The 13482-nt window shown below is 65.3% G+C and carries 11 protein-coding genes; 7 read left to right on the top strand and 4 right to left on the bottom strand.

The genetic code is table 11. The features are described from left to right. Nucleotides 1-11 precede the first annotated feature (11 nt). On the bottom strand, nucleotides 12-1367 hold the full coding sequence (locus WBR68_RS11435; protein ID WP_127184447.1) for an NAD(P)/FAD-dependent oxidoreductase: 1356 nt from the start codon (nucleotides 1365-1367) through the stop codon (nucleotides 12-14). Beyond that, entirely contained in the window at nucleotides 1354-1767 is a 414-nt protein-coding gene (locus WBR68_RS11430; RefSeq protein ID WP_230694273.1) for a Rid family hydrolase, read from the bottom strand. Before WBR68_RS11430 ends, WBR68_RS11435 begins: the two co-directional genes overlap by 14 nt. 341 nt (nucleotides 1768-2108) lie before the next feature. Here WBR68_RS11430 and WBR68_RS11425 point away from each other — a divergent pair, with 341 nt between their 5' ends. The 7 genes from WBR68_RS11425 to WBR68_RS11395 all read left to right on the top strand — a co-directional run bounded on the left by WBR68_RS11425 (nucleotide 2109) and on the right by WBR68_RS11395 (nucleotide 10910). Continuing rightward, a complete protein-coding gene (locus WBR68_RS11425) occupies nucleotides 2109-3242 on the top strand; it encodes an NAD(P)/FAD-dependent oxidoreductase (RefSeq protein ID WP_127184449.1) in 1134 nt (377 codons plus the stop codon). Between the two features lie 46 nt (nucleotides 3243-3288). After that, nucleotides 3289-4941, top strand: a complete 1653-nt coding sequence (locus WBR68_RS11420; protein ID WP_230694271.1) for a peptide ABC transporter substrate-binding protein — start codon at nucleotides 3289-3291, stop codon at nucleotides 4939-4941. 16 nt (nucleotides 4942-4957) lie between these two features. Further along, nucleotides 4958-5908, top strand: coding sequence for an ABC transporter permease (locus WBR68_RS11415; protein WP_050444971.1), 951 nt, complete (start codon nucleotides 4958-4960; stop codon nucleotides 5906-5908). Between the two features lie 2 nt (nucleotides 5909-5910). After that, the gene (locus tag WBR68_RS11410) at nucleotides 5911-6807 is read left to right on the top strand and encodes an ABC transporter permease (protein ID WP_230694269.1); all 897 of its coding nucleotides are present in this window, start codon (nucleotides 5911-5913) and stop codon (nucleotides 6805-6807) included. Nucleotides 6808-6880: 73 nt separating this feature from the next. After that, entirely contained in the window at nucleotides 6881-7777 is an 897-nt protein-coding gene (locus tag WBR68_RS11405; protein WP_050444970.1) for a LysR substrate-binding domain-containing protein, read from the top strand. Between the two features lie 120 nt (nucleotides 7778-7897). Further along, a complete protein-coding gene (locus WBR68_RS11400; RefSeq protein WP_127184452.1) occupies nucleotides 7898-8512 on the top strand; it encodes a hypothetical protein in 615 nt (204 codons plus the stop codon). Nucleotides 8513-8522: 10 nt separating this feature from the next. Beyond that, nucleotides 8523-10910 (top strand): catalase, encoded by a 2388-nt coding sequence (locus WBR68_RS11395; RefSeq protein ID WP_230694268.1) that lies wholly within the window; start codon nucleotides 8523-8525, stop codon nucleotides 10908-10910. 94 nt (nucleotides 10911-11004) lie between these two features. Here WBR68_RS11395 and WBR68_RS11390 read toward each other — a convergent pair whose 3' ends face one another. Then, nucleotides 11005-11985, bottom strand: a complete 981-nt coding sequence (locus WBR68_RS11390) for a Bug family tripartite tricarboxylate transporter substrate binding protein (RefSeq protein WP_230694266.1) — start codon at nucleotides 11983-11985, stop codon at nucleotides 11005-11007. Between the two features lie 41 nt (nucleotides 11986-12026). Continuing rightward, the gene (locus WBR68_RS11385) at nucleotides 12027-13439 is read right to left on the bottom strand and encodes a M20 family metallopeptidase (RefSeq protein WP_127184455.1); all 1413 of its coding nucleotides are present in this window, start codon (nucleotides 13437-13439) and stop codon (nucleotides 12027-12029) included. Nucleotides 13440-13482 lie beyond the last annotated feature (43 nt).

Below are 13482 nucleotides of genomic sequence, written 5' to 3'. Positions count from 1 at the left end.
TGCTCCAGGAATTAGATGGCCGCGTAGGGGCGTGAATACGCTCCACGCAGGAAACGGTCGGCCGAGAACGGCGCCAGGTCGGTCTTGGGTTCGGCGCCTCGGGCCAAGGCGGCAAGCGTGCTGCCGACCGCGGGACCCAGGCCGAATCCGTGTCCGGAAAACCCCGTGGCGATGATCAGGCCGCGAGCCGGCCAGGCGGCATCGATCACCGGCAGCGCGTCCGGCATGACGTCGATGTTGCCAGCCCAGGACTTGACGATTTCAACGGGGGGCATCCGCGCGAACAATTCCGCGAACCGCTTGCGGTTGTCGCGCACGCGATGCGTGTTGGGGGCGATGTCCGGATCGCGGGGCTTGATCGCCCAATCCGATTTCGGCACCGACAGCCGGGTGTACAGGTCATTGACGAAGGGCTTGCCCAGCCGGAACGAAAAGCCCTTGTGGTTGCGCACCACTTCACGCAGGAAATAATGCGAGGCGCGCAAAGAGTCCAGCGTCAGGTCGATATCGGTGCCGGCATCTGTGGCGATGATGCAGGACCCATCGGGCCGCTGACGCAAGCCCAGCCCGTAGCCCACGAAGCAAGGCAGGCCCATGGCGGGCAGCGGCGCTGTCAGCGATACGGTGCTGCGTACGACCTTCTGCGGCAGTTTCACATCCAGCGCCTGCAACAGGCGAAAGGTCTGCGCGCCGGCCGCGCAGATGACGATGGGGGCGCGCACGCTGCCGTGTTCGGTCTGCACGCCGCACACGCTGCCGCCCGCGACGTCCAGGGCGCTGACGCCGCAATCTTCCAGCACCACGGCGCCGGCGCCGATGGCCGCGCGGGCAAAAGCCAGGGTCGCCAGGGTGGGTTCGGCCTGGCCATCCGATTCGGCGATGATGCCGCCTTCGGTACGCCGGGACACCATCGGAAACCGCGCCGCGATCTCGTCGGGACTCAGCATGCGCGTGTCACTGACCCGGCCTCCGGCCTCGGCAAGCCAAGCCTGGTAGGACCGGCGCTCGGACTCGTCGGCGCATAGGAACAGGCAGCCGCTGCGCATCCAACCTGTCTCATGGCCCAGCTCTGCCCGCAAGCCGGGCCAAAGCGACAGCGCCTGCGCCGCCAGGGGCAGCTCGGCCGGGTCTCGGTACAGCGACCGCACAAAGCCCCAATTTCGTCCCGACTGCTGCGAGGCGATGCGGTTCTTTTCCAGCAGCACCACTTTCAGATTGGCGCGAGCCAGATACCAGGCGGCGCTGCAGCCCATGATGCCGCCGCCGATGATGACCACGTCGGCCGTGGCGGGCAGGGGCTCGGCCCTGTCCAGCAGACGCGACACCGCGTCGGCCGGCGCATGGTGCAACAGGTTAAGCGGCGGCATCGACGATGGCGTCCATGTCGATCTCGACCCGGATGGCGGGATCGAACAAGCCGGCCTGCACGGTGGTGCACGCGGGATCTATGCCCCGAAACGCCGCCGCGTACACGTCCATGACGGCGTCGTAGTCTTCGGGTCGGGCGATATAGATACGCACCCGAACCACATCGCGCAGCGACGCGCCCGCCTGCTGGAAGGCATGCTGCGCATTACGCAGGATCTGCTCGGTCTGCGCCTGGGCGCCGTCGGCCAGCACGTCGGCGACATAGTCGTAGCCGGTTGTGCCGGACAGGCGGATGTGGCCGTTCAACGCGACGGCGCGCGCATAGCTGTAAGTGCGTTCATACTCGCTGCCGGAGTAGATGGCTTTGCGGCTGCTGCCGTGGCGGGTGTTGTCGTTCATATTGGGTTTCATCCAGGAGTGCTTCATTGGCGAGCAGGATCGCGCGAAAGGCGTTGCCGCGTCGATGTCAAAAAATCGCGGGCGGGATGCAATTAATAGAACGACGGCGGATGGCCGCTTCGCCACGACGCCGGACAGGGCACTTGCCTGGTCATGGTTTTCCCGTAGCGCGTGCCCCCGCGCTTGGGCGACCCCGGACCCGGTGCAGATTATTGCGGTTTCGATTCCATTTATTCGACTCGACACTGCCGAAGGCGTTGGGATTCAATCGGGTCATTCCGGGAACAGCCCGGCGCCGCGCAGCAGGCCTCGCGGCATTCCAGATGAAAGGGGAACGCAGGATGCAGGTGGATTTTGTCATTGTGGGCGGCGGGATTTCAGGCGCGGCAGCCGCCTACTTTCTTTCTCGGTCGGGAAAGGTGGCGCTGATCGAACAAGAGCCGCATTTCGGTTTTCATAGTTCGGGGCGTACCGCCGGCCAGTTCACCGTTGGCATTTCGGCCGACCAGATGCGCGCCATGGCCGCTGCCAGCCGCGCGTTCTTTTATGAACCGCCCTCGGGCTTTGCCGACCTTCCCCTGATCGAGCAGCGCGGCAGTCTGACCTTGGGCCGCCATGCTCAAAAGGCCGTGCTGGACACCTTGCACGCCCGTATCGGGCAAGCGGGCGGCAACGCCGAATGGGTGGACCGCGAACAAGCGATGGCCCTGTTCCCCGCGTTGCTGGCCGACAAGTTCGACCTGGGCGTCCATGAAACAGACGCGCAGGACATCGACGTGAACACGCTACTGCAGGCTTACCTGAAAGGCGCCAAGCGCAACGGGGCCGTGCTGGCGACCAATACGCCGGTGCAGGGGATAGAACGGCACGCCGGCAAGTGGCGCATCCGCACCCAGGAAGAGGACTACACCGCCAACGTGATCGTCAATGCGTCCGGCGGTTGGGCTGACACGATTGCCCAGATGGCGGGCGTGGCGCCCATCGGCATTACGCCGTACAAGCGCACGGCCTTTACCTTTCCGCTGCTGCCGGGTTCGGAAGGCGGGCACTGGCCGCATGTGTGCAACGCGGACTACCAGTGGTACGTCAAGCCGGAACATGGTTGCTTCATGGGCTCGCCCGCCGACGCGCAACCGGTGGCCCCGGGCGAGGTCTATCCCGAAGAGCTGGACGTGGCGCAGGGCATCTACAACATTGAGATGGAAACGAGCTTGCGCGTGCCGCGACCCCTCAGCGTCTGGGCGGGCGTGCGCAGCTATGTGCGCGACCGCAACCCGGTCTGCGGCGCGCGCGCCGACAGCCCTGATTTCATCTGGTATGCGGCGCTGGGCGGTTGCGGCGTGCTGACCTCGCCAGCGATGGGGCAGGCCGTGGCGGCGCTGGCGCAGCGCAATGCCTTGCCCGACGCGTTGCAAGCCCGTGGCCTGACGCCCGAGGCGTTGTCGCCCGACCGCGCCACGCTGCGATCCGCCTGATTTCGGCAAATTCAAACAAGCAAACCACAACGGGGAAACGCAAGCCATGATCCAACACAAGATTTCCAAACGGGATTTCCTGAAGCTGTCGGCCACGGCCGGCACCTTGATGGCCGCGCCCGCCTGGGCACAAGCGACACCAGCCACGACAACGCCGCCGTCCGCCCCGCGCGGACAGGTGATTGCCGGCATTTCGCAGGAACCCACGGTATTCAATCCGCTGATGCCGGGCAGCGAAGTGGACCAGGGCGTGTGGTGGCAGTTGTTCAGCACGCTGTGGTTCATCGACGCGCAAGGCAACATCGTGGCCGACCTGGCGCGCGAAGTGCCGTCTGTCGCCAACGGCGGTCTGTCGGCCGACGGCCTGGTCTGGAAGGTGAAGCTGAAGACGGGCGTCACCTGGCACGACGGCAAGCCGTTCACTGCCCGCGACGTCAAGTACACGCTGGAATTGATCAACAACCCTGCGTTCCGGGCGCGCAATCGCGTCGGCCATTCGCTGGTGCGCGACATCACCGTCGTGGCCGATGACGAAATCCATTGGCGCATGGAAAGCAGCTTCACGCCGTACATGTCGGTGCTGTCCCAGACCTTCATGGTGCCGGAACACATACTTGCCACGGCCGCCGACCCCAACACCGCGCCGTATAACCAGGCGCCCGTGGGTACGGGTCCTTTCCGCTGGGGCGCGCGCCGCGCGGGCGACCATATCCAGTTGGAACGCAATCCCGCCTATCACGGCCAGGGCCCCTACTTGTTGCGCGTCATCTTCAAGTACATCCCCGACCAGACGATGCTGTATACGCAATTCCGCAGCGGCCAGATCGACTACCTTGGGCTGTCGGGCATCCAGCCCAGCTTCGAGCAAGAGGCGGCCAAGCTGCGGGGTGCGCGCATCATGGCGGTGCCCACGCCGTTCATTGAACACGTGGCGCTGAACCTGGGCTTTGCTCCGTTCGCGGACAAGTCAGTGCGCCAAGCCCTGTATCTGGGCATGAACAAGGAAGCCCGCATCAAGGCCATTTATCAGGGCCGGCCGCTGCCGACGGAATCCTATGTGCCTAAAGGCCACTGGGCGTACAACGACGCGCTGCCAGCGCACCGCCACGACCCGCAGGCCGCGCGCGCCTTGCTGGATGCGGCCGGTTGGGTGCCGGGCAGCGATGGCATCCGGGTCAAGAACGGCCAGCGCCTGGCGTTCACGAATTCCACGACGGCCGGCGCGCAGGCACGCGAGCAGTCGCAACAACTGCTGATGCAGGACTGGCGGCAGATCGGGGTGGAGATGACCATCGAGAACATGCCCGCGGCCGTCATCTGGGGTAATTTCTGGCAGAAGTCGCAATACCAGTCGGTCATGGTGGCGTCCAACTTCCTGCAAGGCAGCGACCCCGACGTGACCGCGCGCTTCTCCAGCGCATCCATACCCGCCAAGGGCGGCAGCGGTCTGAACACCTATCAATACCAGAACCCGGAAATGGATCAGTTGCTGATGCAGGGCACTCGGGAATTCAATCGGGACGAGCGCAAACGCATCTATCACCGTATCCAGGAGATCGTCAGGACCGACCTGGTGATGCTGCCCGTGTCGCAGACCGTCATCATCGAAGCCGTGAAGGACAAGCTGGTCGGCTACGAAAACAATATCAACAGCTCGTCCAACTGCTGGAACATGCGCAGTTGGTATTGGGCAAGCTGATGGGCGGAGTCTTTAGATGACCCAATACCTGCTCAAGCGCGGCGGCCAATCCCTGGTCCTGCTGCTGTTGGTTTCGCTGATTGGATTCGGCATCCTCTACCTGTCGCCGGGCGGTCCGCTGTCGCAGTTGGCGCAATCGTCGAACATGGCGCAAGAGGATATCGACCGCCTGACCCGCAGCATGGGGCTGGACCGTCCCTTCCTTATCCAGTACGGCGACTGGCTGCTGCGCATGGTACGTGGCGATTGGGGGGCGTCTTACCGCGACGGCATCGGGGTGCTGGCCACCATTGGTTCGCACATCGGCGCGACCTTGTCGCTGATGGCGGTATCCACCGTGATCGCCGCGTTGTTGGGCGGCATGATCGGCATCTGGGGCGCGGTGCGGCGGCATTCCTTGATGGACGCGCTGTCGTCGGTAGGCGCGATGATTGCGCTGTCCATTCCGACGTTCTGGTTCGGCCTGATGGCGATCTACCTGTTCTCGATCAAGCTGGGTTGGCTGCCGGCCGGTAACCAGCAGACCTTCGGCGACGGTTCGTTCCTGGACCTGGCGCATCACATGATTGCGCCGGTGATGGTGCTGGCGCTGGTCGAGACGGCGGTGTGGGCGCGCTTCATGCGTTCGTCCATGATCGAGACGCTGGAGCAGGATTACATTCGCACCGCCCGCGCCAAGGGGGCGGGCGGGCGCGCCATCATCCTGTCGCATGCCTTGCGCAATGCGCTGCTGCCCATGATCACCCTGGTCGGCCTGCAGTTCCCCACCTTGCTGGGCGGCGCGTTGATTACCGAGACGGTGTTCAGTTGGCCCGGCATGGGCCGCTTGTTCTTCGATTCGCTGGAATACCGCGACTACCCCGTGGTCATGGGCGTTCTGATGCTGTCCGCCATCATGGTGATGCTGGGCTCGTTGCTGGCCGATGTGCTGTACGCCATCGCCGATCCTCGTATTCGGATGGACTGAGCATGATGAAAGCCCCTGGAATCTCTGATCCGGTCACGGCCGGCGGCGCGTACTGTCCGCCCGGCCCGCTGCGCGCCGGCTGGCGTCGCCTGGCGCGCAACAAATTGGCGACCGCTGGCGTCGTCGCCATTGCCCTGATGGTGCTGCTGTGCTTCGCGGGGCCGCTGGTCTTGCGTCTGGACGCCAGCTATATCGACGTGCTTAACCGCTTTGCGCCGCCGCTAAGCGCCGGGCATCTGCTGGGTACGGACGAGCTGGGCCGCGACGTGCTGGCCCGCCTGATGGCTGGCGGGCGGATCTCGCTGACGATCGGCTTTGCGGCCATGCTGATATCGGTGGTGATCGGCACTATCGTGGGTATGGTCGCCGGCTACCGGCGTGGCTTCGTGGGTGCCTTGCTGATGCGCTTTGTCGACGCCATGCTGGCGTTTCCAACAATTTTCCTGATCCTGGCCCTGGCCATGCTGGTCAAGCCGGGCATCGTTTCAACCACCATCCTGATCTCGGCAACCTGCTGGATGGAAGTGGCGCGCCTGGTCGAGGGGCAGTACCGCTCGCTGCGCAATGCGGAATACGTGGCGGCGGCACGCACGGCCGGGGCATCGGGCTTGCGCATCATGGTTGTTGAACTGCTGCCCAACGCCATGGGCCCCATCATCATCGTCGCAACGCTGAACGTGGCGCGCGCCATCTTGCTGGAATCCTATGTCAGTTACCTGGGCTACGGCATCCAGCCGCCCGTGGCCAGCCTGGGCAACATGCTGAACAATGCGCAGATCTACCTGACATCGGCGCCCTGGTTGGCCGTCGTGCCCGGCGTGGCGATCGCGCTGACCGTGACCAGCGTGAACTTCATCGGCGAAGGGCTGCGCAATATACTCGAGCCGCGCAGCCACTGAAATCACCCGCGCGCGCGCCAGCCGGTCCCCCTTGATCCGAGCCTAGCCACCCCCACACGCCCTGGAGACCGGGATGCTTCGACGCCTGCCCTCGCTGAACGCGCTACGTTGCTTTGAAGTCGTGGCGGCCCATACCAGCGTCAAGAAGGCCGCGCAGATTTTGAACGTGAGCGAAAGCGCGGTCAGCCGGCAGGTCCGCATCCTGGAAGAGCAGTTGGGGCAGACGCTGTTTCTGCGCACCCACAGCGGGTTGGAAATCACCGAGGCCGGGCGCAAGCTTGCCACGACGGTGAAGGAAGCGTTCGACCATATCGCCAACGCCATCGACCCCACGCATACCGATCAGGACATTGTGACGCTGCGCGTGATTCCCACCTTTGCGCTGCGTTGGCTGTTTCCCCGGCTGCGGCGTTTTCACGAGCAATACCCGATGATCAAGGTCGTGGTGCGCACACGGCTCAACGACATGACGGCCGATGAAACGGATTCCGACCTGGGTATCCGCTACGCGCTTGGCAACTTCTCGCACGAAGACGCCACCGAACTCTACGCCGAATGGATCGTGCCGGTGTGCGCGCCCGGCCACATCGATGCCGCCGACCCCGAGCGCGGCTTGCGCGAGTCCACGCTGCTGCACCCCTTGCCCGACCACCAGGACTGGATCACCTGGTCCGAGAAGACCGGTATCGAACTGCTGACGCGCGGCGGCCTGGATTTCGACGCACTGGATATGGCGTTGAGCGCCGCCGAGGCCGGCCTGGGCGTGGCCATCGCGGACGTAGTGCTGGCGCACCAGGCCATTGAGGATGGTCGTGTCGTCGTGCCGCTGCGCCGTGCGGTGCCCACCGGTGTGTCGTACTACCTGGTGCGCCGGCCAACCTTGCGCCATCGCCGGCAAGTCAAGCTGGTGGAAGACTGGATCGTCAGCGAATTGGTGGAATCCAAAGCCATCATTGCGTCCTACGCATAGCCCTTGGGGTGGGGGGCACGAGGTTGGGCATGCCGCTTGCTGAAGCTGCGCGTCATGCCGCCGGGTTCGTGCACGCAGGGCGCAACCGGCGAATTGACCCCCATGGACAAGGAGCCCCTGATGAAACGCAAAACGGCAAACGCCAAACAAATCAATGAATTGCTTTACCAGGCGCTGGAGACTGAAATCGGCGGCCTGACCGTGTACGAGACCGCCGTGTCCTGTGCCCTCAACGAGGACCTGAAGAAGGAATGGAAGGAATACCTGGAAGAAACGCGCACGCACCATCGTGTGCTTTTGACCGTATTTGAACAACTGGGACTTGACCCCGCCGAGCAGACGCCGGGGCGCGAGGTGGTGCGTCACCTTGGCGAGTCGCTGGTCAAGGCCATGAAAATGGCCATCAATGCGGGCGATGCCGATGCCGCGCAGTTGGTGGCGACGGAATGCGTGGTGCTGGCCGAGACCAAGGACCACGCCAACTGGTCGCTGATCGGGCTGCTGGCCGAGCAGCATTCCGGCAAGGAAGCCGCGATTCTGAAACAGGCCCACGACGCGGTGGCGCAGGACGAAGACCACCACCTGTATCACACACAAGGATGGTCGCGCGAGCTGTGGGTGGAGTCGCTGGGACTACCTGCCGTGTTGCCCCCGCCTGAAGAAGTCAAACAAGTGAAGACCGCCATCGGCGCCTCGCGCGCCGAGCAGGCGCGCGGCGAAATGCTGAAACACTAGGAGAGACTCAATGGCAAGCAAGAAACCCGCAGCCAAGGGCGCCGCTGGCGCATTGCCCACTGCATACATGAACACCGACAGCGGCCCGGCCGCCGGTCCCTCGGGCAAGCCGACCGAACCCGCGCTAAAGCGCGCGGCCGCCGTGGGCGCCACGGCTGCGTCCATGCCCCACAACGCCAACAAAGCCGCCGAATACGGGGAACAGGCCGCGCGCTGTCCTTACACCGGCGCGCAGACGACACCGCCCGACCCCTCGGTGGGCGCCAGTTCCTTGTCGGAATCCGAGTCCACCGCCAAGACCGGCGACGCCGCCGCGCCTGGGGTCAACGAGGTGCACGGACGCCTGTCACGGGTGCGCTCGGACGGCAGCGGTCAGCCGTTGACGACCAACCAGGGCGTGCCGGTTGCCGACAACCAGCATTCGCTCAAGGCGGGCCTGCGCGGGCCGGCGCTGCTGAAAGACTTCATCCTGCGTGAAAAAATTACGCACTTCGATCACGAACGCATTCCCGAGCGCATCGTGCACGCGCGCGGCTCGGCCGCCCACGGTTACTTCGAGTGCTACAAGCCCTTGACCGACCTGACCGCGGCGTCCCTGTTTGCCGAAGCCGGCAAGCGCACGCCGGTGTTCGTGCGCTTTTCCACCGTGGCGGGCGAGCGGGGCTCCAAGGACACCGCGCGCGACGTGCGCGGCTTTGCGGTCAAGTTCTATACCGACGAAGGCAACTGGGACCTGGTCGGCAACAACATGCCGGTGTTCTTCATCCAGGACGCGATGAAGTTCCCGGACCTGGTCCACGCGGTAAAACCCGAGCCGCATCACGGCATGCCGCAGGCGGCGTCGGCCCACGACACGTTTTGGGACTTTGTTTCCTTGATGCCGGAGTCCACCCACATGCTGATGTGGGTGATGTCCGACCGGGGCATTCCGCGCAGCTATCGGATGATGCAGGGTTTTGGCGTGCATACCTTTCGGTTCGTCAACGCCAGCGGGGAGTCACGCCTGGTGAAGTTCCACTGGAACCCGGTTCTGGGCACGCATTCCCAGGTGTGGGACGAAGCCGTCAAGGTATCGGGGGCCGACCCCGACTTCCACCGCCGCGATCTCTGGGAAGCCATTGACGCGGGCCACGGCCCGGAATGGGAACTGGGTGTGCAGATCTTCACCGAGGAAGACGCCGAGCGCTACAGCTTCGACGTGCTGGACGCCACCAAGATCGTGCCCGAGGAATTGGTGCCCATCACGCCCATTGGCCGCATGGTGCTGGACCGCAATCCCGACAACTTCTTCGCGGAAACCGAGCAGGTGGCGTTCTGTACGGCGCACGTGGTGCCGGGCGTGGATTTTACGAACGACCCGCTGTTGGCGGGCCGCATCCATTCGTATGTGGACACGCAGATCTCGCGCCTGGGCGGCCCCAATTTCCACGAAATTCCCATCAACGCGCCGGTGGCGCCGGTGCATAACAACCAGCGCGACGGCATGCATCGCCAAGCCATCCACCGTGGCCGCGTGGCCTACGAACCGAACTCGCTGGCGGGCGGGTGTCCGTTCCAGGCGGGCATGCAGGGCTTTGTGCCTTTCCCCGAGCCGATCGCGGGCGATGAATTGCGCGGGCACCCCGAGAAGTTCGCCGAGCACTACAACCAGGCCACGCTGTTCTACAACAGCCAGACTGATTGGGAAAAGCAGCACATCATTCACGCCTTCTCGTTTGAACTGAGCAAGGTGACGGTGCCCGCCATCCGCCAGCGCATGGTGGCGTCGCTGCGCAATGTGTCCGATGAATTGGCGCAAGGTGTTGCCGACCTGTTGGGCATGGCCTTGCCCGAACCGATGCCGCGCGCGGCGGCGCAGCCGCCCAAGCCGGAAGTCGAGGTGTCGCCCGCGCTGTCGCTGACCGCAAGGCCGGGCGACGGCGGCGTGGCCACGCGCAAGGTTGCCATCCTGGTGGCGGAAGGCGTGGACGGCGCGGCGGTGACGGCGGTGGCTGACGCGCTGATCCAGGCGGGTGTGGTGGTGCGCCTGGTGGGCCAACGCATTGGCCCCGTGCAGGCCGAAGGCGGCGGCATGTTCGACGCCGATGCATCGCTGGACAATCATCCGTCCGGCCTGTTCGACGGCGCGGTGGTGCCTGGCGGCGAAGGCGCGGTGACGCGCTTGCAGGCGGATGGCCGCGCGCTGGAATTCCTGCGCGATGCGTTCCGGCACGGCAAGACCTTGCTGGGTCTGGGCCGGGGAGGGCAGTTGTTCGGCTCGGCGGGCATTGCGCCCGACGAGGCGGACAGTGGCCTGTTGATGGGCGGCGGCGCGCCGGCAAAAAGCGCGGCGGCGTTCATCCAGGCGCTGGCCATGCATCGGCACCCTGAGCGGGAAACGATGCCGCCGATGGTGTAGGGCGGTCTGACGTAAGCGCGCTTGGCCCCGGACGTTTGAAACGTGCCGGGGCCAAGCGTTTTTTCTGGCTTTTCTTGCTGGCTCTGGTCTGGATTTATTCCAGCTTGATGTCGGCCCGCTTGGCCACGTCTCCAAACGTTTTCACCTCTTTCGCGATCCGCTCCTTGAGCGCCTGCCCCGGCAAGTACACCGGTTCCAGCGCCAGGTCCGACACCGCCTTGCGCACTTGCGGGTCTTGCATGATCTTTTCCACCGCGCGGTTCAGCGTATCGATAACCGGCGCGGGCGTGCGCGCGGGGGCGGCCAAGGCGTACCAGCCCACGAACGACACCTGGGGTATGCCGGCTTCGGCGAAGGTGGGTACGTCCGGCAGCTGCGGCATGCGGTGGTCGCCGGTAACGGCCAGCGCGCGCACTTTGCCCGCACGCACCTGCGGCGCGGCGGACGACACGGTGTCCACGCCCAAGGACACTTCGCCGCCGATCATCGCGGTGATCAACTGCGCGCTGCCCTTGTATGGCACGGGCATCATCTTCGCGCCGGCGGCCTCGGCGAACATTTCTCCGGCCAGATGCGGTGCGGAACCCGGCCCAAAGGTGCCGTACATCAGCCCGCCCTTGCTGCTTTGCTGCTTGGCCAGCGTGGCGGCTTCCTGCACCGTGGTGGCGGCCAGGCCGTTCTGCGCCAGCAGCACCACCGGCGCGATGGCGACGATGCCAATGTGCTCAAAGCTACGCAGCGGGTCGTAGGGCAGTGAAGGCTTCAGCGCCGGCAGCACCGTGTACGTGGTGCTGCCCGACAGCAGCAAGGTGTAGCCGTCGGGTTGCGCGCGCGCCACTGCGTCGGCGCCGATCACCGTGGATGCGCCGGGGCGGTTCTCAACGATGACGGACTGGCCCAGGCTGCCCGACAGCTTGTTGGCCAAGAGTCGCGCCACGGCATCGGTGGCGCCGCCGGGCGTAAAGGGCACGACGATCTTGATCGTCTGCTCGGGATAGGCGGCGTGGGCCTCGCCCGCATAGGCGGCGACGGCAAGGTTGAACGCCATCACGGCGGCACAAAATCTAGCGGTCATTGCAACGCTCTCGGTCAGTCAGGAAAAAATCGGAATCAGGTTCAGGCCGCTGTTGCACGCGGGGTCTGGCGCAGGCTTGCGCCTTGGTCGCCCAGATCCCAGTACAGGCCCGCCATGATGGCCAGCCCTTCGCGCGCCACGCTGCCCAGCAGATGTTCGTTGGGCGCGTGCTGCGCGCAGGCGGGGTAGGAATGCGGCACCCACAGCGTGGGCAGGCCCAGCAGGTCGGCAAAAATTTCATTCGGCAGCGAACCGCCCAGGTTCGGCAGCAGCGCGGGGCGCTTGCCAGTGGTGCGTTCCAGCGACGCGGCGGCCCAGCGCACCCAGGCGTTGTCGGGCGATAGACGGGTGGCGCCGCCCTGCATGCCGATGCGCACTTGCACGTCTTCAAAGCCGCCTTGGCGCAGGTGTTCGCGCACATGGGTTTCTAGCGCGCGCCAGTCGGTGCCGACCACAAAACGCAGTTGGCACCACGCCACGGCTTCGGGCGGAATGGCGTTGACCGGTTTTGCCGGGTCGCCCGCGCCAAAGGTCAGCACGTCCAGGCTGTTCCAGCCGAACACCTTTTCCGGCGCGGACAGTCCGGGTTCGCCCCACCAGTGGTTGATCTCGGGGTCGTCTTCGCCGCCGCCCACCTCCAGGTCGGCCAGGGCCTCAGCCACGGCGGCGGGGATGGGGGGCGGGCGCAATCCCGGCACGGTGATGCGGCCTTGTGCGTCCACCATCGAGCCGATGGCGTGCATCAGCACGATGGCCGGGTTGGCCAGCAAACCGCCCCAGTTGCCCGAGTGATAGCCGCGTTCGCGGGCACGTAAGGACAATTCAAAGTTCACCGCGCCGCGTGACCCCATGAACAGGGTGGGGCGCGTCGCATGCAGGCGCGGCCCGTCGCTGGCAATGAAGACGTCGGCGGCCAGGGCATCGCGCTGCGCATCGCAGAACGCGGCCAACCCGGGCGACCCGGCTTCCTCGCCGGTCTCGATCAGCCAGGTGGCGTTGAAGCCCAGCTTGCCGCCGCGCGCGGCGATCACCTGCCGTAGCGCTTCCAGGTTGATGGAATGTTGGCCCTTGTTGTCGGCGGTGCCGCGTCCATACCAGCGGTCGCCGTCCACTTGCAGGCGCCATGGGTCGCGCCCGGCTTCCCATTTGGCGGCATTGCCGCGCACCACATCGCCATGCCCGTACATCAGCACGGCCGGCAGCCCCGGCTGTTCCACGCGGCGCGCCACCAGGATGGGCAGGTCGACCCCGGCGGGGTTGGCATGCACCTCACAGGTGAAGCCCAACTCGGTCAGGGTCGGAATCAAGTCCTGGTTCAGGTAGGCGTGTTGGGTGGGCGCCTGGTCCGGCACCTCGCTTTCCGTGGCGTAGGCGACGCGGCGCGCCAGCGTGGATTCAAGGGTGCCGTTGTCGAAGGCTTCAACGGCTTGCAGGACGGCTTGTTCACGGTTCACGGCGGCTCTCGAGACGCAAGGTTGCAAAAGAAGGCACAAAGTT

Source organism: Achromobacter sp. JD-1 (assembly GCF_038594925.1).
Taxonomy (GTDB): Bacteria; Pseudomonadota; Gammaproteobacteria; order Burkholderiales; family Burkholderiaceae_B; genus Achromobacter; species Achromobacter spanius_C.
The sequence above is the reverse complement of the archived record's forward strand: the minus strand, read 5'-3'. Positions and strand labels throughout refer to the sequence as shown.